The sequence below is a fragment of the Geomicrobium sp. JSM 1781026 genome, assembly GCF_041949955.1.
In the GTDB taxonomy this organism is placed as follows: domain Bacteria; phylum Bacillota; class Bacilli; order Bacillales; family Marinococcaceae; genus Geomicrobium_A.
Genome location: NZ_JBHFQF010000004.1, coordinates 284,521 through 304,169 on the forward strand (window position 1 = coordinate 284,521; position 19,649 = coordinate 304,169).

Below are 19,649 nucleotides of genomic sequence, written 5' to 3' on the forward strand. Positions count from 1 at the left end.
TGCGCACATAAACGGTGTCAACTGTCACAAATCGTGCGATTTGTGACAGTTGCGTGCCGAAAGTGCCCGGTTTGAAGGCTGGATTGTCACATACGTGACCGACCATTACATGCTTGTGCCAGGTGGTGAGCCTCGGTCACGACTTTTTACCCTTCGTCAAACTTTTCTCATGTTGCCCGCAACCCTTGCAGTGACGAACAACGATCGGCAGCGAAGTTGTCGAAGTGCAACGAGATGAATGTCAACAGACAATATGCAAGCACTCACCCGCAAAGGCCCAACTCGGTCACCCTATTCAATGAATTTCTATCGTTCAACTTTTATAGATCGCTTTTCACGATTTTCTGCACCGGCGAATGACGTGCCTACTCACTTTTGGGAATTTTTAGGAGTTTGATGATCTAGATCACTTTTGAACACCACCGCAGACCTCTTAATGTAAGATCTATGAACGTTCATTTCTATATCGAACGTGAGCTCTGTTTATTCATGTAAAGACCTCACGAGCTAGCAACCATCATCGGCACCAGAGGTGCCGATGGCAACCCGAACAGTCTTCGGTACGGCTCGTGTTGACCTTTGTAACAGAACAGAGCGGTGGAATTTCTTACAGCAAACGAATGCAGAGGAAAGTTGATGCTGTTACAACCTTAGGGACAGTTCAACTTATTTCGATCGTTTTCGCTGCCTACGTCTCGCCTCGGCGTTCCATAAAATGAATTCCAAGTGCAGTAAATGTGCAACCGATAAACACGAGAATGGAGATGGGCAAGAGAAACTCATCAAAGCTCCAATCATAAAGTGTCACGCCATACAATAGTTCCATTCCATAGCGAACGGGTGAAAGATACGACAGTGCATACATAAAGTCCCCGGTCACATGCAAAGGCCAAAACGCCCCTCCAAGCATCCCACTTCCCATCGCAAAAAGCATCACTAACCCGCTTAGTTGTGTAAGATTATTAATTAAGCTACTCAGAAAGATCCCGACCGCCATCACGGCAAACAGATAGGGTATCACAGCAATATACGTTAACCAATACCCACCGTAAAATGGGAAATCGAATAGGTAATAAAAGATCGTTAAGGCGGTCATCACTTGAACGTAGCCAATAAGAAAGACAACGAGCAAATAAGAACTGTAGATGCCCCACTTCGAGCTCGGTGATAAGATAATGCGGTCCCAAATGCGACGACTTCTCAATTGTAATATGTCACTAACTGAAAACGCGATCGTGTAAATGACAAAAAATAATGCCCAACCAAACATATTTTTCACCGTATTATTAAATGGCTCGCTATTGTCTATTCCAATATAAGACGTTTCCACTTCAAACACGGAATCCAGCGCTTCCATCTTTTCAGCCGTCTCACCTGTCAGGCTAGTCATTATATAAAACTGATCCAATACTGGCACTACGCTCATTTCTGTCATGGAAGGTGTCGTGAACGGCTCCACAATATAATCATCTTCATACAACCCAAAGATCGCATCCACTGTCTGCCTCGTTCGAATAAGCTCTCGTTCTTCTTGGGACAAGATTTCAAAACTTACCTCATCAGTAAACGATTGCAATCGCTCGACTTTCGCCTGGAAAAGCTCTTCTTCCATCGACTCATTGTACACAAATGCAGAAGTACGTTCTGTTTCTTCTAGACCTGTAACCGTTGCAAACAGTACGGTCACAAATAACATTGCGAGTAGCGTCCACGGGTTTCGAACCGTTAACAGTGTTAACTGCCACAAGATCCCTCTCATCACCTCTGCTCCTTTCTTCGCATCAAGGCTGACGCAATTAGCGTACACACGATTCCAAAGAGCAATAAATATACGAAGGAAGCAACCATCGTCTGAATTGCAAAGCCTTGTTTTGCTTGTAGGAGAACGGTCAAGCCGCTTCCATTAGGCATGAACTGGCCGATTTGGGCGAAGATTGGAGCAATCATAGCTGTATCAAAAAAGTTCCCGCCTAGAAGCCCCATTGCTACAAAAACAAATGAACTAATTACAGAGATCGACTGCTCTGTTCCGTATGCTAGGGAAAGGGCTACAATCAGTGCACTTAATCCGCCAATGGCTAAACTAAACACACTCAACGCAAATATAAAAACCGGAAGGGATGCTACTTTAAATTCAAAAAACAAACCGGCAATCGTAAAAATGACGGTCAATTGTCCAAATGTTAGCATTGCTCCAGTCAATACACGGCTCCCAATAAATGACACGAGTGTCATGTTAGATACGACCATTCGATCCAATGTCAGATTCTGCTTATCTCGAATCGCAAAGTTTGCCATCGTTGATGCTACATAGAGACTAAAAAACACGGTGAACGATACGACAGAATACTCAAACATCGATATGCTTTCGTATTCCAATTCGGAGGTTTCTCCAGCTGGCATATAGTCCTCTACTGCACCGTCTTCACCAATTGCCACATGAAATTGAAAATAGAAAATAAACTGTTCGACCCACTCCGCAACCTCTGTTGCCCCTTCGTTCACTTCTACATTGACCATAATCTCTGGTTGACGAGCATCGGTTGTTTCATCAAAGAAAACCCGCTCCCACACCATTTCACGATAATCTTGTGGAAAAGAAATAATGAGTGCATAATTAGAAACATCGACCTCATTTAGGCGGGTGTACGTTTGAACATGGATCATTTCAGCAAGTTCATCTGTTTGAAAAAAACCATCCACCAAACTGTCTGGAAGAGAAAGGGAGTTCGCGGAAGTAAGTATCGCTTGGTCCACCTCTGGATGGCGTTCAGCAAACGATTCGAGTGCATCATCTAACTGACGTTCATCTACAACAGCAACGTTCATCGATTGAAGTTGCCAGCCGTCCTCATTGCTACCAATCATGTTAATAACGATGATGACGATGAGCGGAACGAGAAGTAACAGGACCCAGATGCTTCTCGTTGCTTTGAAGGAAAGGAATTCTTTTTGTACTAGTGCCCACATGATCGTACCCTCCTAATCCCTGAGCTTGCGCCCGGTCAGATGCAAAAACACATCTTCCAATGTGGATTCTTTTGCGAGCACTCCATGCACACGTATTTGATTCTCAGTAATTACACGCATCAAATCCTGAAACAAAGGGTCCCGATTGCTTGTCACAATGATTCCCTCGTCTGTTTTGACAAGATCTTTGATCTGCTTTTCTTGCTGGAGCAATTCGTACAACTTTTCTTTACCTTCTTGCACATGAACTTCATACGTACTGCCACTTCCAAGAATCTGCTTTATTTCTTCTAAATTTCCAGAAGCAATCACTTCCCCTCGGTCCATCACATACAAACGATCACAAATAAACTCCACTTCTTCCATATAATGACTCGTATACAATATCGCCATCCCTTGCTCTTGTTGCAACGTTTTCATTAAATCCAGCAAATGTCGTCTTGATTGAGGGTCTACACCGACCGTTGGCTCATCAAGGAATAAATATTCTGGCCGATGGACGAGTGCACACGCAAGGTTTAAACGGCGCTTCATTCCCCCTGAAAATGTCTCCACTTTTTCCTTTTTCTTTTCTTCCAGTCCAACATCTTGAATAAGCCGAGCGATTGTTTCTTTACTTTCTTGTTTGGACACCTTATGTATTTTTGCAAAAAAATTCAGATTTTCTTCAGCAGTCAATTCGGGAAACAGCGCGATATCTTGAGGAACGACACCAATTCGTGCGCGATATTTTTTCAGATTTTTCCTCACATCCGCCCCATTGATACACACTTGCCCTGTCGTTGTTTGAATGAGCGAAGCGAGCATAGAAATTGCCGTTGTTTTCCCTGCACCATTCGGTCCTAAAAGTCCAACGGCTTCACCTTCTTCTATATGAAAGTTCAACCCTTTGACCGCTTTCGTCTGCTTGTAGCTCTTCGTAGCTTCAATCATTTCAATCATGCTCATCACCTCTATCACGTACAATACACGATTTCACAGCAAATCAAGAGTACCTACAGTCATTTCTTGCAAGTGACCAGAGTCACTTTTTGTCAGTCCACCATAGTCAGAAAAGATAAATGTCCAAGCCATACTTGTTTTTGGAAGGACGTGAACATGAAAATGACCTTTCGCAATCGGTTTACTATCTTGAACAAAAGCGAGCATTTGTCGGATCCAAGGGGTCTGGTCTTCATTTTGAATGAGTGCAGAGACGAGCAGCTCACCTTTATGGTTTATGGCGACACGAAAAACAGTATATGGTTTTCGCGGTGTACAAGTAAACAGTTTTTCAACATGTTTGCGATCTTCGATCGAAATGGTCTTCTCCCATGCAGGATGCCAGTAGAGTGTTTGTTCCATCCAATCAACACCTCCTCTGACAACTAGTATATCAAAATATTATCCGCAGATAACTATTCTAAATATTCATCATAATCCGCATAATCTATTGACTTTTTAGATGCGGAGTACTATCTTTAAGGTGAATAATAATTTTAAAATGGGGGGCTTGAGATGAAATATATACACAGCTCATCAAAATGGTGGATGCTCGCATCCGCAGCATTACTGCTCGCTGCTTGTGGTGATGATACGGAGGAAGAGGCTACTGGCGGTGACGACTCAGATGACTCTGCTGAAAACGGCGGAGAAGATGGTGGGGAAATTTCAGGAGACCTTGAGATTCAATATTTCGTCGGTGGCTACGGAGATTCGTGGTGGAAAGAAATCATTAGTGATTTTGAGGCTGAATATCCAGATGTAACAGTCATTGAACACGCTGGACCAAACATTAATGACGAAATGAGAACGCGGTGGATTTCAGATGATCCGCCAGATGTTGTTTATATTGATGGGGCTGGTTCTAGTGAAACACAGATGATCGAGGATAACCAATTAATGGACCTTACGGATTGGCTAGATGATGTTGAACTTGAAGATGGATCTGCGCTCCTTGATAGCTTTATCGTAGAACCGAACCGTCATGACGGTCAAATTTACACGTTGCCGCTCGTCTTTGATACGTGGGGAACATGGTACAACGCTGGACATTTTGAAGCCGAAGGCTATGAAGTGCCTACAGATTTTGATCACTTTATGGAAGTGATGGGTGATGTTCAAGCAAATGAAGACATTTCTCCTTTCGTGACCACTGGTCAACATCCATACTATTTCTTGCGCGGGATGCTCTATCCAGCTTTTGCTTCTGTAGGTGGGGATGAACTCCTTGCCGATATTGTTACAGGTGCGGAAGGTGCATGGGAAACACCTGAAGTTGTCGAAATCATGGAAAATGTTGAACAGATGCAAACAGAAGGATTTTTCGATTCTGGGCTTGGCGCGTTTAACCATACTCAGTCGCAGATGAACTTTATTCTTGGCGACAATGCCTTCATCCCAGTTGGTTTCTGGTTGCCAAACGAAATGGCAAACGACACACCAGATGACTTTGAGTTTGGGTTCATTCCTTCACCAATGCAAGCCGCAGGTGAACCGTATCGCGTCGTGCCAGATTTACGTCCACTTGCTATTGCTGAAAATGCAGAGAATCCAGATGCAGCGAAAGCGTTCGTTGATTTCGCCTTTAATCGTGAATACGGTGAACTGTTCTCCGAGCATACCGGGGCGATGGTTAACATTACAGACATTGACTTAGATGGTAATGAAAATGTACCAGATTATCTCATATCCGCAAATGAAATGATTAATGACGAGTCACAAGTTCAAATTAACCAGCTTCCACACCCAATGAGTGCTGATTTGGAACAACCGATCAGTGACGCACTCGTCTCATTGATGACCGGAAACATTGGTGCTTCCGAGTTTATTGAAAGCGCAGAAGCAGCCGCCGCTAGTTACCGTTAATACAAACATCAAAAGGATGTAGTGATGACGATGCACTACATCCTTTTGTACATATCCGTACGATCTTTGAAAAGAGGTGATCACCATGGTGCAACCAAAAAGTCAGCGTTACTTATTTTTAGCCTTTTGTATCGTTCCAACGCTCGTTCTTTTTATGATCTTTACAATCTACCCGATGTTAAACGGGTTGTATCTCTCCTTCTTTGAATGGTCTGGTTCAGCAGGAGGTCGCACATTTATCGGTCTTGATAATTACGTGCAACTATTTAATGACAGCATTATTCCTCGCACCATCTGGCATGATTACTTTCTAGTGATTACAAAAGTATTCGGCATTATGATCCTGGCAACATTTTTTGCCGTTGCCCTTACTCAGTTAAGGCTACGGGAGGCTCCTTTTTACCGAGTCATTTTCTTCTTTCCAAATATTATGAGTGTTGTAGTCGTCGGGATTCTTTGGTCATTTATTTACAATCCGTCACTCGGGATCGTAAATTCTGGTTTGGAAGCCGTCGGTCTTGAAAATTGGACTCAACCTTGGCTTGGTAGCGAGACGTGGGCTCTTCCGAGCTTGGTTCTACCTTCTGTATGGGCAGGAATTGGTTTATTCATGCTCATGATGATGGCGGGTATTTTGAACGTACCGAAAAATACGTATGAAGCAGCGAGGATCGATGGTGCCAATGAATGGCAACAATTTTGGAAAGTGACGATGCCTCTTATTTGGCCACAAATCAAAAATTCCATTCTTTACATCGTCATTACCACACTGAACGGATCATTCATCCTCGTTCAAGTGATGACGCAAGGTGGACCGAACAATTCAACGCACGTGATGGGTTCGTACTTATACCAACAAGCCTTCAATCAGTATAACTTTGGATACGGAGCGACCATCGGCGTCATGATTCTCATTTTGTCTCTCATTACTATTATGATTCTACAATTCTTCTTACGTCGTGAGAAAGTCGAATACTAGGGGGGATCTCATGCAGACAGCGACAGAACAAAACAAGAAAACCAATCAAAGCTTCAAACATACACTCGCTCGTGCAGGCATTCGAATCCCACTCATTCTTTGGTCCATTGTTGTTCTTTATCCACTTGCCTGGATGATTGTTGGGGCATTCAAATCGAATGCAGAGATTTACGCTTCTCCTTGGGGGTTACCAGAGACGTGGAACATCCAAAACTTCGCAGATGCGTGGGTAAATTACGAAATAGGCAGTGCATTCTTAAATAGCTTTCTCGTCACTGGTGGTGGAACTTTACTTACAATCGCTCTTGCATTGCCTACATCTTACGCGCTAGAACGTCTGCGCTTTTATGGACGGATGCCACTGTATTACATGTATATTGCCGCTATGCTCATTCCTGTTGTACTCGGCTGGATTCCGTTATTTTTCATTCTTGGGAATTTAAATCTACTCGATAGTTTACTAGGGCTCACCATTGTGTACGCTGTGAGTCAAGTTCCGTTCAGTGTATTTATACTGACAGGTTTTATGAGTTCATTTCCTAAAGAATTGGAAGAATCGGCGGCGATTGATGGATTATCTCCGTACGGCACGTTATGGAAGGTCGTTACTCCTCTTACGATGTCGGGAATTATTACGGTGTCGATTATGAATGCGATTATTTTTTGGAATGAGTATTTCATGGCACTCATCTTTTTACAATCAAGTGAAAACTACACGCTCGGTCTTGCGATGGACTTGATGAATAGTGAAGCGCAATACACGAATGCGTGGGGAACGCTGTTTGCCGGACTCACCATTTCCATTATTCCAGTCATCATCTTATACAGTGTGTTCCAACGCAGAATCACTAAAGGGATGACAGAGGGCGCGGTTAAAGGGTAAAAGATGATGTCTAAACGAGAAAGGAGGCTTCTGGGTGTTGATGACGAGGCAATACGGCAATAACACAACGTAAATGGAAAGAAAAAGGGAGGATGAAATAATGAAAAAAGGAATGCGACAAATGGCGTCACTCGGTCTCATTGGAGCGCTTGTGCTTTCCAGTTGGGCTACACCTGCGACATCCAAAGCGAATGATGGAAAAAAAGACTTTGTTCTCTATGAAAATCTTGATGAAGCTACCATTGAAGTGACGGATCATGTTCAGTTAACAGGGATGAACGTCTATTCAGATGGCCACTTTACACTTGCCGACCCTGAAGATGTTCAATGGACATCCACAAACAGAAATGTGGCAACTGTTGATGACACTGGCCGGGTTGAGTGGACGGGACAACCGGGTCGCACATACATTCGAGCAACGAATGGCAATTATTCAGATCGCATTGCCGTACACAATCGCCCCAACCAAGACGTCCCAGATGTGATTAAATGGTCAGGTGGTGAACGTCATGATCTCGTCTCCCACGCCATTAATAACATGACGATGGAAGAAAAAGTTGGGCAAATGCTCATGCCAGACTTTAGAAACTATGACGGAGCCAATGTCACAGAAATGCTTCCTGAGATTGAGCAGTTGGTGCAAGAATACCACCTCGGTGGTGTGATTTTGTTTCGGGAAAACGTCGTGACCACGGAGCAAACCGCACGTCTCGTCGCTGATTATCAAGCGGCTTCTGACAAGTACGGACTGCTCATGACGATTGACCAAGAAGGCGGCATCGTTACTCGCCTCCAGTCAGGAACTGACATGCCAGGGAATATGGCGTTAGGTGCTGGACAAGATGTTGATACGACACGAGCCGTTGGACAAGCCATCGGGAATGAACTTGCTTCTTTAGGCGTGAACATGAACCTCGCTCCAACGTTAGATGTAAACAACAACCCAGACAACCCTGTAATTGGTGTTCGTTCATTTGGGGAAGACCCGAAACTCGTGTCTGAACACGGGGTAGCATACATTGAAGGTGTGCAAAATGCCGGTGTAGGCGTTTCAGCAAAACACTTCCCTGGACACGGGGATACCGATGTGGACTCGCACCTTGGCCTTCCTTCGGTCCCTCATGATCGTGAACGCTTGTTTGACGTCGAACTGGCACCATTCCAAGCAGCGATTGACCACGGTGTTGATTCGATTATGACCGCACATATGACATTGCCTGAAATCGATGATACGACGGTCATTTCCGAAAAAACGGGTGAAGAAATTACATTGCCAGCAACCCTTTCTTATGAAGTGTTAACCGGTCTTATCCGAGAAGAGATGGGTTATGATGGCATTGTTTATACTGATGCACTGAACATGAATGCGATTGCTGATCACTTCGGTCCGGTTGATGCATCGATCCGTGCAATTCAAGCAGGCTCAGACATTGTGCTAATGCCTGTCGGCCTGAGTGCTGTTGCTGAAGGGATCTATGAGGCTGTCAACGAAGGTGACATTAGCATCGAGCGCATTGAACAATCGGTGGAACGCATCCTTACGTTAAAGCTTGAGCGTGGCATCATTAAAGAAGAAGCGCCAGCGCCTATTGAAGATGTTATTGAAAACGCTGAGCGTGTCGTTGGCTCTGTTGAACACCAAAAAGTTCAAAAACAAGCCGCGGAAAAAAGCATTACAGTTGTGAAAAATGATGACAACATTTTGCCACTTCAACCTGAAAGCGACGAGCAAATCGCTGTTGTATCAAATAATTATCTCGAAGAACTCGAAGCTTCAATCTCTCCTCTTCACAGCAACGTCGATTACGTCGAGCTTGGTAGTGACGGGCTAACCGAAGAGAATTGGGAGACGATCAACGCAGCTGATTATGTAATTGCAGCGACCACATCGGCAACAAATGCAGATCGTGATGCCAATCACCCGCAAATTCAGATGGTGAATGAAATTCAAGAAAATGCTGATGCTTCGGTAATTGCACTTGGGGTCAGAAACCCATACGACATTATGGCTTATCCAGATGTAGATGCTTATGTTGCACAGTACAGCTTTAGAGATGCTAGCTTTACAGCTTCGGCTAGGGCGATCTTTGGACGATTGGGTCCGACAGGGAAACTGCCTGTTACGATCCCGACAATTGATGGAGATGATGTACTGTACGAAGCAGGTCACGGCCTTACGTATGATGAGGTTGAACAGCCTGAGGCTTTCCAACTTGGTGTTGACGCCTTACTTGACAACCTCGACGTTTTGGAAGATAAGCGTATCGGAATTGTGACGAACCCAACTGGTGTAACACAAGATTTAGACAACATCGTTGATGTTCTCGTTGCTGAAGAGGACTTAAACGTCACGTCATTGTACGGACCAGAACATGGGATTCGCGGCGATGCACAAGCAGGTGACTATGTTGAGTTTTACATCGATGAAGAAACTGGATTACCTGTGTATAGCTTGTACGGAGAAACACAAAAGCCAACACCGGAAATGCTCGAAGACGTTGATGTACTTCTCTTTGATATTCAAGATGTAGGTACTCGTTTCTATACGTATATTTATACGATGGCTTACCTTCTTGAAGCTGCACAAGAAAATGATAAAGAAGTGATCGTGCTTGATCGTCCGAATCCTATTAACGGTGTTGATGTTGAAGGACCGGTTCTTGAAGCACCAAAATACACTTCTTTTATTGGGAATTATCCAATTCCAACACGCCACGGTATGACCGTCGGTGAACTTGCTCATTACTTTAATGATGAACATGACATCGGTGCAGACCTTACGGTGATGGAGATGGAGAATTACGATCGCAGCTTGTATTTTGATGAAACTGAGCTGCATTGGGTCATGCCATCCCCTAACATGCCAACTGTTGAAACAGCGGTCGTTTATCCAGCCACTGGTATCATTGAAGGAACGAATCTGTCTGAAGGCCGAGGCACGACAAAACCGTTCCAGTTGCTCGGCGCACCTTATGTGAACAGCACTGAACTTGCGGCAGAGCTTAACAGCTTAGACTTAGATGGGGTACTTTTCAGAGCAGCATCATTCACACCGATGTTCTCTAAACATGCAGGCACTCTCTCACACGGTGTCGAAGTCCACATTACAGATCGTGATGCATACGAATCCGTCACAACGGGTCTTCACATTGTGAAAACTATTCATGACCTGTACCCTGACAGCTATCAATTCCAACCAGAAGGTGGAGACGGCATCTCTTTCTTTGACCGCTTACTCGGCAATGGCTGGATCCGTGACGCCATCCAAGATGGCACCACCGTTGAAGAAATGGAAAACGCTTGGCGAGAAGACTTAGAAACGTTTAAAGATACTCGCGAATCGTACTTGATTTATTAGTATTGTTGTAAATAATCAAAACGGCTAAGGAGGGCATGACCCTCCTTAGCCGTTTTGTTGCATGTTGACCTACAAGCTCCCACGCATAAGCGCGGAATTACCTAGTATCTTTTACAAACGCTTCAACGCATCTGCAATGTCGTCAGTTCCAGAAATCATGTCGAAATCTTTGCCGATCGTTCCCTCATCTTTTAATGAGGCGAGAATCGTTTCGGCAACGTCTTCACGAGGAATTTCTCCACGCTCAACCTCTTTCGCCACTTTTATTTGACCATTGCCACGATCATTTTTCAGTCCACCTGGACGAATAACCGTGTAGTCTAGACCGCTACGCATTAACCATTCATCTGCATAGTGTTTGGCTGCACTGTAGTACGGGGCTTTTGACATCCATTTGTTGCGATCATACACACCAATCGCACTAACGATAACGAATCGCTTCACACCTGCACGCTCTGCTGCTTCCATCGATTTGATCGCACCGTCCATGTCAATCATCATCGTCTTGTCAGCGCCAGTGTGCCCTCCAGAACCGGCGGCAAATACTACGGCATCTTTACCTTTAGCCGCTGCGGCTATGTCCTCCACCTGACCTTCAAGGTCTTGTAGCACCGTTTCAGCACCCATATCTTGAAATGCTTTAACTTGCTCTTCTTTTCGCACCATCGCTGTTGGCGTAAAGACGTCGTCGTTTACCATCTTCTCCACAGTTTGCTTTCCGATCTGTCCGTTTGCACCTACAATGAGTACTTTCATGTATGTGAACACTCCTTAATGTAATAATCATGTTCACTATGTAATGTACCCGCCCTTGTCTGTGGACAAACATGCGCTTAAAAGATGTTATTCTTCAATGCGAAAATCGCTAGCTGCGTTCGGTCTCTCAAATCCAATTTCGTGAGCAAATAACTAACGTTATTTTTGATTGTGCCAATACTTAGAAACATTTCTTCAGAAATTTCGCGATTGCTTTTCCCTTCTCCAATGAGCCTGAGTATCTCTACCTCTTTCGCACTTAACTGAGCTAGTTCTTTGGCGGGTACGCGTAATGATTCCCTTTCCAATAGTTTTGGCATCACAGAAGCCGCCACCTCACCATCAATGACGACCTGACCTGTTTGTGCTCCTTGAATGGCATCAATAAGCCGGTCTTCATTTGCATCTTTTAGAAGGTAACCAACGGCTCCATATTTGAGTGCTTCAATGGCGTACTCATCATCTGCAAACGTCGTCAACATGATAATTTTACTGCTCGGGTCTTGCTCTCGAATTCGTTTTGTTGCTTCCAAGCCCGTCATTTGAGGCATACGTATATCCATGAGCACAACATCAACCGACTGACTTTGGAATTGCTCGATCGCTTCAACACCATCTGCCGCTTCGATGACGGTATAGTCGGAATGAGTTTCAATCATCATCCGAATCCCTTTTCTTACGAGCGTCTGGTCCTCTGCAATGAGAATCACGCCCATGCCCTCTCCTCCGCTTCTACATTCGGAATTGTAAAGCTTCCTTCGATCACAAATTGGTCGTCATGATAGCCACTTAAGAAGGTTCCGCCAAGCGCCTCGAAACGTTCTCTCAATTGCCTCAACCCGAAACCTTCTGAAAACATCGAGTGATCTTTCGCACCGCTTTTCACACGTACTACATACCGACGCGCTCCGAGCACTTCAAAGGTGATATCCACCTGTTTTGTATAAGCATGACGCATCGCATTCGTAAGCCCCTCTTGTACAAATCGATAAATGGTGACCGATTGCTCTTCGCTAAGCGAAACCGATAACACACCGCCTTTTGTCGTAAAAGAAATCTTCATGAGCGACTCTGATTCTAGTTTTCGAATCAGCTGAATAATCATCCCTAATCCTTTTGGTTGATCGCTTTTTAATTCGTGTACAGATGCACGCATTTGCGATAAACTCTCTGAAGCCAACGCCGACGCTACGTACACTTCTTCCGGTGCCTCATCGCGCAGCTCAAGCATTTTCAATTGCATCATGAGCGCTGTTAAATTATGACCGACAGAGTCATGCATTTCCCGGGCAATTCGCGCACGCTCATCTTGCTTTACTGTGTTTTCAGCCTCAATGACTTGCCGTTTTTCCCGTCGGTATAAAACGAGCACATCTTGAAACCCTTCCTCCTTTTCTCTTAGCTTTTTCGTATGTAAAACGAGAAGCAAAAGCACGGTTGCATACAAACCATATAACAGGAAATTTATGGTAGATAATAAAACCGGAATGGTTATGAGTGACAAAAGAACCGCCATCGTTTTAACGGTTGCACCCGTGTGTAACGCATAGAACAATAGACCAGTGAGAGGGAATAGCCAGTACAGATCCGTTTCACCAGGAAGCCATTGCATAACAATAGCAGCCAAAAGCTGCACGGAAACAAATACACTTTTGGGCACGGGTAAATCCCATAAAATAAAGCTCGTCACTACCGCCGCACTTGCAAACCAAAACAGGGGCGACGTCACGACTTGAGGCTGATTAAGATAAATCGTTGCATAGATGAGAAGTGTCGCTACAAGCCGAATCCACATCATTTCACCACCTATGAAAAGAACTCATGCCTAAGATTGGCATGAGCAGTCTATTCACTTTTTTCTGGTTTCACTTTTTGTAAAATAAAGTATGGGCAATCAAAATTACAAAACTCATACAAATAATCATAAACGGTACTTACTTTCGTATCGAATGTCGCTTTTTTGTGGCGGTCATGGAAGAAACCTCGTAGCCGTAGCTGTTCGTGCCCCCAATCTCCGACAATAAAATCATATTTGTTTAGAACTTCACTGTAACGACTCAAGAAAGCTTCTTCGTCCCAGCCTTCTCTCGATTGTTCAATCAGTTCGAAATGTTGTTGATGCGCTTGAATCAACGATTCTCACCTCGCTTATCCGCCAAGCTGCGTTTGGTTCTGGTACTTGGCCGCTTCTTTCCACACTTGAGCTTTATCCACTTGTTCATCGGCATGATACGATGAGCGAACGAGTGGACCTGCCTCACAATGCTTGAATCCTTTTGACATGGCGAGTTCCTTGAACTCGGCAAATTCGTCCGGAGTATAATATTTAATGACGGGCAAATGCTTTTTCGTCGGTTGTAAGTATTGACCAATCGTCATAATATCTACGTCATTGGCCCGTAGATCATCCATAACTTCTTCAATTTCCTCAGCGGTTTCCCCAAGACCGATCATTAAACTTGATTTCGTAGGGATGTCTGGGTGCAGTTCTTTTGAATAGCGGAGAAATGTTAATGAACGGTCGTACTTCGCCCGGGCACGGACTTTCTTCGTCAACCTGCGAACGGTCTCGATATTGTGATTTAAAATATTCGGCCGCGCTTCCATTAACGTTTTCAAATTCTCCTCTAGACCCATCATATCAGATGGAAGCACCTCAATGGTACAAAGAGGGTTTCTTCTTCTTACCGCTCGTACCGTTTCAGCGAATACGTTTGAGCCTCCGTCTTTAAGATCGTCACGAGCGACGGCTGTAATGACTACGTGCTTTAGGCCCATCTGCTCGACAGAATCAGCGACACGCTCTGGCTCATCCCAATCCAGTTCGGTCGGGAGCCCTGTTTTCACCGCACAGAAACGACAGCCTCTCGTACACGTATCCCCAAGTATCATAAATGTTGCGGTTTTTCTGACAGCCCAGCATTCATGAATATTCGGACAGCGCGCTTCCTCGCATACCGTATGTAATTTCTTCTCCCGCATCATTTTCTTCAATCCTGTATATGACTCGTTCGTATTTAGTTTAATCTTTAACCAGTCTGGTTTACGAATGTGCTCTTCTTTTTTCGTCATCGTATCACACCCTTCTCCTGTAGTTTACCACGGCAATGCAACATGACCAAGATGTTGTTTTTCAGTATAAAAATGAAAAACTGTCCCATAGTAAAGAAAAGGATGAAATCAAAGCGAGAGGACGAATCGTCGGATGAAGAAAAAGACTGTATGTTTACTATTGGCTGTTTGCGCCTTTTTATTCAATACTATGCCTTCTGAAGCTGCCATTAGTGATCTTACTCAAGATGAGCGCGATATGGAACGGATGCAATTATACCGGGACATGGATACGATTACAGGTGTACCTTGGTATTGGCTTGCAGCTATTGATAGCTACGAAAGAGGGCTTAATGTTGCCCGTAATGATCGCAGCCCGAGCGAAGGTTTTATTTCCATTTATTTCTCACCCCGGGATTGGGTGGGCGCATTAAATCCAGATCTCGAAGATAAAAATGCGCTGAATATCGGAATCTTTGACGGCAGTGGACTGGATGGCAATGCGGATGGGGAAGCTGATCGGTTAAATGATTATGATGTGCTCTATACGATGACAAAGAAAATATCTACGTATGGATTTGATGATGAGAACATCCGCATCGCCCTTTGGGACCATTATCAACGAGACCAAGCTGTGCGCATCATTACCGGTCATGCAAACATTTATGCAAAGTATCAAACGGTCTCGTTACACGACAACGCCTTCCCTGTGCCTCTTCACTATAATTATAGTTATAAAAGCACGTGGGGAGCGAAACGTGGCTGGGGAGGCCGCCGCATTCATGAAGGAACAGATATATTTGCTGGATATAGTACTCCCGTCCGCGCAACCACCTATGGAATTGTCGAGTTAAAAGGTTGGAACGAATACGGTGGCTGGCGCATCGGAATTCGCGATCTCGATAACGTGTATCATTATTACGCGCACCTTCACGGGTTTGCAGAAGATATTGAAGAAGGAACGATTGTTACCCCTGGTACCGTCATTGGTAGCGTCGGCAGCTCAGGATACGGCAAGCCGGGTACACAAGGCAAATTCCCTCCACACTTGCACTACGGCGTGTATCGGGATAACGGCATTTCTGAATGGTCATTTGACCCGTACCCTAAATTGAGAATGTGGGAGCAAAAAGAACGACAAAAAAGCTAACCTTCCGATATACTCGTAGTGAAACGAGTAGAGGAGGCGATGTGCATGAAGGTATTACTTATCCGACACGGCAAAACCATTTTTAATACACAAGGCAAAGTGCAAGGTTGGTCAGACACGCCTTTAACCGAGGCTGGACGAGCGGGTGCAATAACGCTAGGGAAGAATTTGGCAGGAGGAACGATCGACGGGTGGTATGCAAGCGACAGTGGACGCGCTCGAGAAACGGCGTCCATTCTTCAAGCTTATAGTAACCATGCTCACCTGCCGCTTCACGAACACGAAGGGTTACGAGAATTGTACTTTGGGACGTTCGAAGGTGGCTTTAATTCAGCCATGCTTGAATCACTAAAAGAGGGATTATCGCCGAAATTCAAAGACGTCCATATGATGTGGGATGTCCCCGTCCCAGACGTTGTTGATACGCTATGTTCGATTGATAACGGCGAAGCGGAGTCTTGGGATGTGTATGAAAAACGAGTGACCGAGGCAATGAAAAACGTGGTGAAACACGCAAAAGAAGAGAATTGCGGACAAATCGCCATCGTCTCTCACGGCTTCACGATCCGTACTCTTATCCACGTTTACGGCTACGCAGGTGAGGTCACCGACATTGAAAACTGCAACGTGACAGAGATTGACGCAAGTGGAGAGTCATTTATCGTTAACAGTGTGAACACACACGGATAAAAATTTAGTAATTTCGGATTGCAAATAAATTGGCAACGTTTTGAGTCCTGCTGCCGGTTCAAGCGACCCGTCTACAAATTGCCTCGAACACACAAAAAGCGCCCTAGCCTCTCTTTTACTGAGAAAGGCTAGGGCGTTATCAGTAGTTAGCGCGTTTCGAGCTTTCGTTTATCTTTAAACTTCTGTGTTTCTTTTACGACAACACCAGACAATAGAAGAATGGCGATTAAGTTCGGAATGGCCATGAGCCCGTTAAAGATATCCCCAAAGTTCCAAACAACGTTTAATGGCAACGTTGCACCAATGAATACGGCAATCGTAAATACGAGACGGTACACATACGTTACGCGATCGCCAACGAGGTACTCTAAACATTTCTCACCGAAGTACGCCCACCCAATGATCGTAGAGAAAATAAAGAATAATAGAGTGATCGTAACGACGAGGCTTCCTCCTGCTGGTAAGATCGCTTCAAATGAAGCCGCTGTTAAAGCTGCACCATCTGGACCGGTCGTGTAAAGGTCGGCGATGACGAGCGCTAGACCTGTAATCGTACAAACAATGATCGTATCAATGAACACTTGCGTCATCGAAATGAGTGCTTGCCTGGCAGGCACATCGGTTCTTGCTGCAGCAGCGGCAATCCCGCCTGTACCTAGGCCGGCCTCGTTAGAGAATAAGCCTCGAGCAACACCCATTTGAATGACAGTACCTATTGCCCCGCCTGCCACGGCATGACCTGTAAAAGCGTCATAAAAGATGAGTCCGAAAGCAGCAGGCACTTCAGTGATGTTAAAGCCGATGACAAAGAATCCTGCAACCACATAAAAAACAATCATGACCGGAACGATAACACCACTTACACGCCCGATACTTTTAATCCCGCCAATAATGACGAGACCAACGAGAACGGTTAGAGCAACACCAGTTACCCAAGTGGGTACATTAAATGTTGAATTCACAATATCAGCAGCCGTATTGGCTTGCGTCATGTTTCCGATTCCGAAAATGGCTGCGAACACCGCGAAGAATGCAAACAGCATCCCCATCCATTTCCATTTCTTTCCTAACCCATGCTCGATGTAGTACATCGGTCCACCAGCCATTTCACCGCGGTGGTTTTGACCTCTGTATTTCACACCAAGAATCGCTTCAGCATACTTCGTCGCCATCCCGACAAGCGCTGTAATCCACATCCAAAACACAGCACCTGGGCCCCCGACAACGACGGCGGTTGCGACACCGGCCACGTTCCCTGTTCCTACGGTGGCCGCAAGTGAGGTCATTAATGCTTGAAAGTGTGAAATGTCTCCTTTAGCATCTTTATCTAAGTTCTTTTTAAAGACGAGCTTCAGCGCATAAGGTAACTGTGCGAACGTGTAGAACGTGAGGCGAAACGTAAGATAAACGCCTGTCCCTACAAGTAGAACAATGAGGGGTATTCCCCAAACAAAGCCAGCGATATCTCCACTTATTGTTTCTAACCAATCAACCATTGTCCTTCTCTCCTTACTCCATCATAGTTTTTAAGTATGTAGAAACGGCACCACTCGGTGCCGTTTCTCTCTTTAGTATCCAACTCCAAAAATGTTCAAAAGCAAAATACCAATAATCATGATTGGTGCTACAAAACGTAATAAGATAAGATATAGTTTCGCAAAGAATGGACTACGGAAGTCTGCTTCATCCAATGCATTGCGCTTCGTCCAACCCCAACCGACGAGTAAAACGACAATTAACCCGCCAATCGGAAGGAAGTAACTATCTGTTACGGTATCTACGAAGTCTAGGAATGGAAGGCCAAAGATTTCAAACCCTGATAACGGTCCACCTTGACTCAATGCAGACGGAATACCGAATAGTGTAATGAGTCCCCCCATAATGAGCACTGCTTTTTGACGACTAATCTTAAAGCGCTCGATTGCAGCTGAGATGCTGACTTCTGCAAGAGAAATCGCTGACGTTAAGGCTGCGATAAATACTAAGAAGAAGAAAGCAATTGCAAAGAGGGTTCCAGCTCCCGCCATTTGATTAAATATTTCCGGCAACACCATAAATACGAGTCCTGGACCAGAATCGGGCTCTGCTCCGATCGCATATACGATACCAAAGATGGCAACCGCGACGATAATTGCAAAGAGGGTGTCAAGAATAACGACGTTTCTCGCCGTCTTAGGTAAATCGGAACCGGTTTGCTTCGATAAATACCCACCGTACGTAATCATAATTCCCATCCCGAGAGATAGTGTAAAGAATGATTGCCCAATAGCTGCAAGGTATAACCTTGGATCTGATAGCGCACTCCAATCCGGAACGAACAAGAAACGCATACCTTCCATCGCTCCATCAAGTGTTACACTGTAGCCTGCCAGGATGATAAGAATCACTGCGAGCAACGGCATAAAGATCTTACTACTAAATTCAATGCCGCGCTTCACCCCGAAATAAAGAATTCCCATAATGATTGCCATGACGACAATTAACCAGAAGATCGGCAACCATGTCGATCCAATGACCCCGGTAAAATAATCCGGTGCCCCGCCAGTTTCTACTTGTTGAATCGAACCCGTTAAGTAGCCAAACATGAAGTGCAATACCCAACCGGTAATAACGGCATAGAATGAAACGATAAGAAAAGATGTAGCGACAGCTAACCAACCACCTATCACCCACGGTTTTGATGGTGCCGTTTTACGATAAGACCCAACCGCATCCAACTGTCCTCGCTTCCCGATAGAAAATTCTGCAATAATAACTGGTAAACCGATAAGTGCAATACAAAGTAAGTAAACGAGAAGAAATGAACCGCCGCCGTATTCACCAGTAATATATGGGAACCGCCAAATATTTCCCAAACCAACTGCTGAGCCGACCGCTGCGAGTATGAACCCCACTTTCGTACCCCAATGTTCACGTGCCAATATATATACCCCCTTTTTGTAATATTATAGAAAATTATAAATTA

At 44.8% G+C, this 19,649-nt stretch carries 17 protein-coding genes and 1 pseudogene; 7 read left to right on the plus strand and 11 right to left on the minus strand.

All coding sequences use genetic code 11. The features are described 5' to 3' along the window. Window positions 1–688: 688 nt before the first annotated feature. The 4 genes from ACE1TF_RS09110 to ACE1TF_RS09125 are packed head-to-tail and all read right to left on the minus strand — an operon-like array spanning window position 689 to window position 4,314. Window positions 689–1,759 (minus strand): ABC transporter permease, encoded by a 1,071-nt coding sequence (locus ACE1TF_RS09110; protein WP_375016093.1) that lies wholly within the window; start codon window positions 1,757–1,759, stop codon window positions 689–691. Beyond that, complete coding sequence (locus ACE1TF_RS09115; protein ID WP_375016095.1) at window positions 1,759–2,970, minus strand: ABC transporter permease; 1,212 nt, start codon at window positions 2,968–2,970, stop codon at window positions 1,759–1,761. Before ACE1TF_RS09115 ends, ACE1TF_RS09110 begins: the two co-directional genes overlap by 1 nt. Window positions 2,971–2,982: 12 nt before the next feature. Continuing rightward, window positions 2,983–3,912, minus strand: coding sequence for an ABC transporter ATP-binding protein (locus ACE1TF_RS09120; RefSeq protein ID WP_375016097.1), 930 nt, complete (start codon window positions 3,910–3,912; stop codon window positions 2,983–2,985). A 33-nt stretch (window positions 3,913–3,945) separates the two neighbouring features. Continuing rightward, complete coding sequence (locus ACE1TF_RS09125) at window positions 3,946–4,314, minus strand: hypothetical protein (protein WP_042401264.1); 369 nt, start codon at window positions 4,312–4,314, stop codon at window positions 3,946–3,948. A gap of 153 nt (window positions 4,315–4,467) precedes the next feature. Between ACE1TF_RS09125 and ACE1TF_RS09130 the strand changes: the two genes are divergently transcribed. The 5 genes and pseudogenes from ACE1TF_RS09130 (at window position 4,468) to ACE1TF_RS09150 (ending at window position 11,037) form a co-directional block, all read left to right on the plus strand. Next, window positions 4,468–5,817, plus strand: coding sequence for an ABC transporter substrate-binding protein (locus tag ACE1TF_RS09130; RefSeq protein WP_042401262.1), 1,350 nt, complete (start codon window positions 4,468–4,470; stop codon window positions 5,815–5,817). A gap of 85 nt (window positions 5,818–5,902) precedes the next feature. Further along, window positions 5,903–6,796 (plus strand): carbohydrate ABC transporter permease, encoded by an 894-nt coding sequence (locus ACE1TF_RS09135; protein ID WP_042401258.1) that lies wholly within the window; start codon window positions 5,903–5,905, stop codon window positions 6,794–6,796. Window positions 6,797–6,806: 10 nt separating this feature from the next. Further along, window positions 6,807–7,679, plus strand: coding sequence for a carbohydrate ABC transporter permease (locus ACE1TF_RS09140; RefSeq protein ID WP_042401256.1), 873 nt, complete (start codon window positions 6,807–6,809; stop codon window positions 7,677–7,679). Window positions 7,680–8,223: 544 nt separating this feature from the next. Next, window positions 8,224–9,213: pseudogene (locus ACE1TF_RS09145) on the plus strand (glycoside hydrolase family 3 N-terminal domain-containing protein); the annotation flags it as partial. Between the two features lie 147 nt (window positions 9,214–9,360). Then, window positions 9,361–11,037 carry an exo-beta-N-acetylmuramidase NamZ domain-containing protein gene (locus tag ACE1TF_RS09150; RefSeq protein WP_375016304.1) on the plus strand — a complete coding sequence of 559 codons (1,677 nt, stop codon included), beginning with the start codon at window positions 9,361–9,363 and terminating at the stop codon, window positions 11,035–11,037. Between the two features lie 111 nt (window positions 11,038–11,148). On the opposite strand, the gene ACE1TF_RS09155 is transcribed toward ACE1TF_RS09150, so the two are convergent. From ACE1TF_RS09155 to lipA, 5 genes are all read right to left on the minus strand, one after another. Continuing rightward, on the minus strand, window positions 11,149–11,793 hold the full coding sequence (locus tag ACE1TF_RS09155) for an SDR family oxidoreductase (RefSeq protein WP_375016101.1): 645 nt from the start codon (window positions 11,791–11,793) through the stop codon (window positions 11,149–11,151). A gap of 77 nt (window positions 11,794–11,870) precedes the next feature. After that, the gene (locus tag ACE1TF_RS09160; protein WP_375016103.1) at window positions 11,871–12,509 is read right to left on the minus strand and encodes a response regulator; all 639 of its coding nucleotides are present in this window, start codon (window positions 12,507–12,509) and stop codon (window positions 11,871–11,873) included. After that, on the minus strand, window positions 12,500–13,588 hold the full coding sequence (locus ACE1TF_RS09165; RefSeq protein ID WP_375016105.1) for a sensor histidine kinase: 1,089 nt from the start codon (window positions 13,586–13,588) through the stop codon (window positions 12,500–12,502). Before ACE1TF_RS09165 ends, ACE1TF_RS09160 begins: the two co-directional genes overlap by 10 nt. 50 nt (window positions 13,589–13,638) lie before the next feature. Then, a complete protein-coding gene (locus ACE1TF_RS09170; RefSeq protein ID WP_042401250.1) occupies window positions 13,639–13,926 on the minus strand; it encodes a YutD family protein in 288 nt (95 codons plus the stop codon). Window positions 13,927–13,941: 15 nt separating this feature from the next. Then, entirely contained in the window at window positions 13,942–14,865 is a 924-nt protein-coding gene (lipA, locus tag ACE1TF_RS09175; RefSeq protein WP_375016108.1) for a lipoyl synthase, read from the minus strand. 133 nt (window positions 14,866–14,998) lie between these two features. Here lipA and ACE1TF_RS09180 point away from each other — a divergent pair, with 133 nt between their 5' ends. Next, window positions 14,999–15,994, plus strand: a complete 996-nt coding sequence (locus ACE1TF_RS09180) for a M23 family metallopeptidase (protein ID WP_375016110.1) — start codon at window positions 14,999–15,001, stop codon at window positions 15,992–15,994. 45 nt (window positions 15,995–16,039) lie between these two features. Then, complete coding sequence (locus ACE1TF_RS09185) at window positions 16,040–16,684, plus strand: histidine phosphatase family protein (protein ID WP_042401247.1); 645 nt, start codon at window positions 16,040–16,042, stop codon at window positions 16,682–16,684. Window positions 16,685–16,830: 146 nt separating this feature from the next. Here ACE1TF_RS09185 and ACE1TF_RS09190 read toward each other — a convergent pair whose 3' ends face one another. Both ACE1TF_RS09190 and ACE1TF_RS09195 read right to left on the minus strand, forming a co-directional pair. Beyond that, window positions 16,831–18,180 (minus strand): alanine/glycine:cation symporter family protein, encoded by a 1,350-nt coding sequence (locus ACE1TF_RS09190; RefSeq protein WP_375016112.1) that lies wholly within the window; start codon window positions 18,178–18,180, stop codon window positions 16,831–16,833. Between the two features lie 72 nt (window positions 18,181–18,252). Then, complete coding sequence (locus tag ACE1TF_RS09195) at window positions 18,253–19,605, minus strand: sodium-dependent transporter (RefSeq protein WP_042401245.1); 1,353 nt, start codon at window positions 19,603–19,605, stop codon at window positions 18,253–18,255. Between the last annotated feature and the right edge of the window lie 44 nt (window positions 19,606–19,649).

Excerpts from the sequence above, each read along its gene's own strand:
- ACE1TF_RS09130 (WP_042401262.1), top strand. The coding sequence starts at position 4,468 with ATGAAATATATACACAGCTCATCAAAATGGTGGATGCTCGCATCCGCA.
- ACE1TF_RS09180 (WP_375016110.1), top strand. The coding sequence starts at position 14,999 with ATGAAGAAAAAGACTGTATGTTTACTATTGGCTGTTTGCGCCTTTTTA.
- ACE1TF_RS09185 (WP_042401247.1), top strand. The coding sequence starts at position 16,040 with ATGAAGGTATTACTTATCCGACACGGCAAAACCATTTTTAATACACAA.
- ACE1TF_RS09135 (WP_042401258.1), top strand. The coding sequence starts at position 5,903 with ATGGTGCAACCAAAAAGTCAGCGTTACTTATTTTTAGCCTTTTGTATC.
- lipA (WP_375016108.1), bottom strand. The coding sequence starts at position 14,865 with ATGACGAAAAAAGAAGAGCACATTCGTAAACCAGACTGGTTAAAGATT.
- ACE1TF_RS09120 (WP_375016097.1), bottom strand. The coding sequence starts at position 3,912 with ATGATTGAAATGATTGAAGCTACGAAGAGCTACAAGCAGACGAAAGCG.
- ACE1TF_RS09125 (WP_042401264.1), bottom strand. The coding sequence starts at position 4,314 with ATGGAACAAACACTCTACTGGCATCCTGCATGGGAGAAGACCATTTCG.
- ACE1TF_RS09165 (WP_375016105.1), bottom strand. The coding sequence starts at position 13,588 with ATGTGGATTCGGCTTGTAGCGACACTTCTCATCTATGCAACGATTTAT.
- ACE1TF_RS09190 (WP_375016112.1), bottom strand. The coding sequence starts at position 18,180 with ATGGTTGATTGGTTAGAAACAATAAGTGGAGATATCGCTGGCTTTGTT.
- ACE1TF_RS09155 (WP_375016101.1), bottom strand. The coding sequence starts at position 11,793 with ATGAAAGTACTCATTGTAGGTGCAAACGGACAGATCGGAAAGCAAACT.
- ACE1TF_RS09110 (WP_375016093.1), bottom strand. The coding sequence starts at position 1,759 with ATGAGAGGGATCTTGTGGCAGTTAACACTGTTAACGGTTCGAAACCCG.
- ACE1TF_RS09160 (WP_375016103.1), bottom strand. The coding sequence starts at position 12,509 with ATGGGCGTGATTCTCATTGCAGAGGACCAGACGCTCGTAAGAAAAGGG.
- ACE1TF_RS09115 (WP_375016095.1), bottom strand. The coding sequence starts at position 2,970 with ATGTGGGCACTAGTACAAAAAGAATTCCTTTCCTTCAAAGCAACGAGA.
- ACE1TF_RS09140 (WP_042401256.1), top strand. The coding sequence starts at position 6,807 with ATGCAGACAGCGACAGAACAAAACAAGAAAACCAATCAAAGCTTCAAA.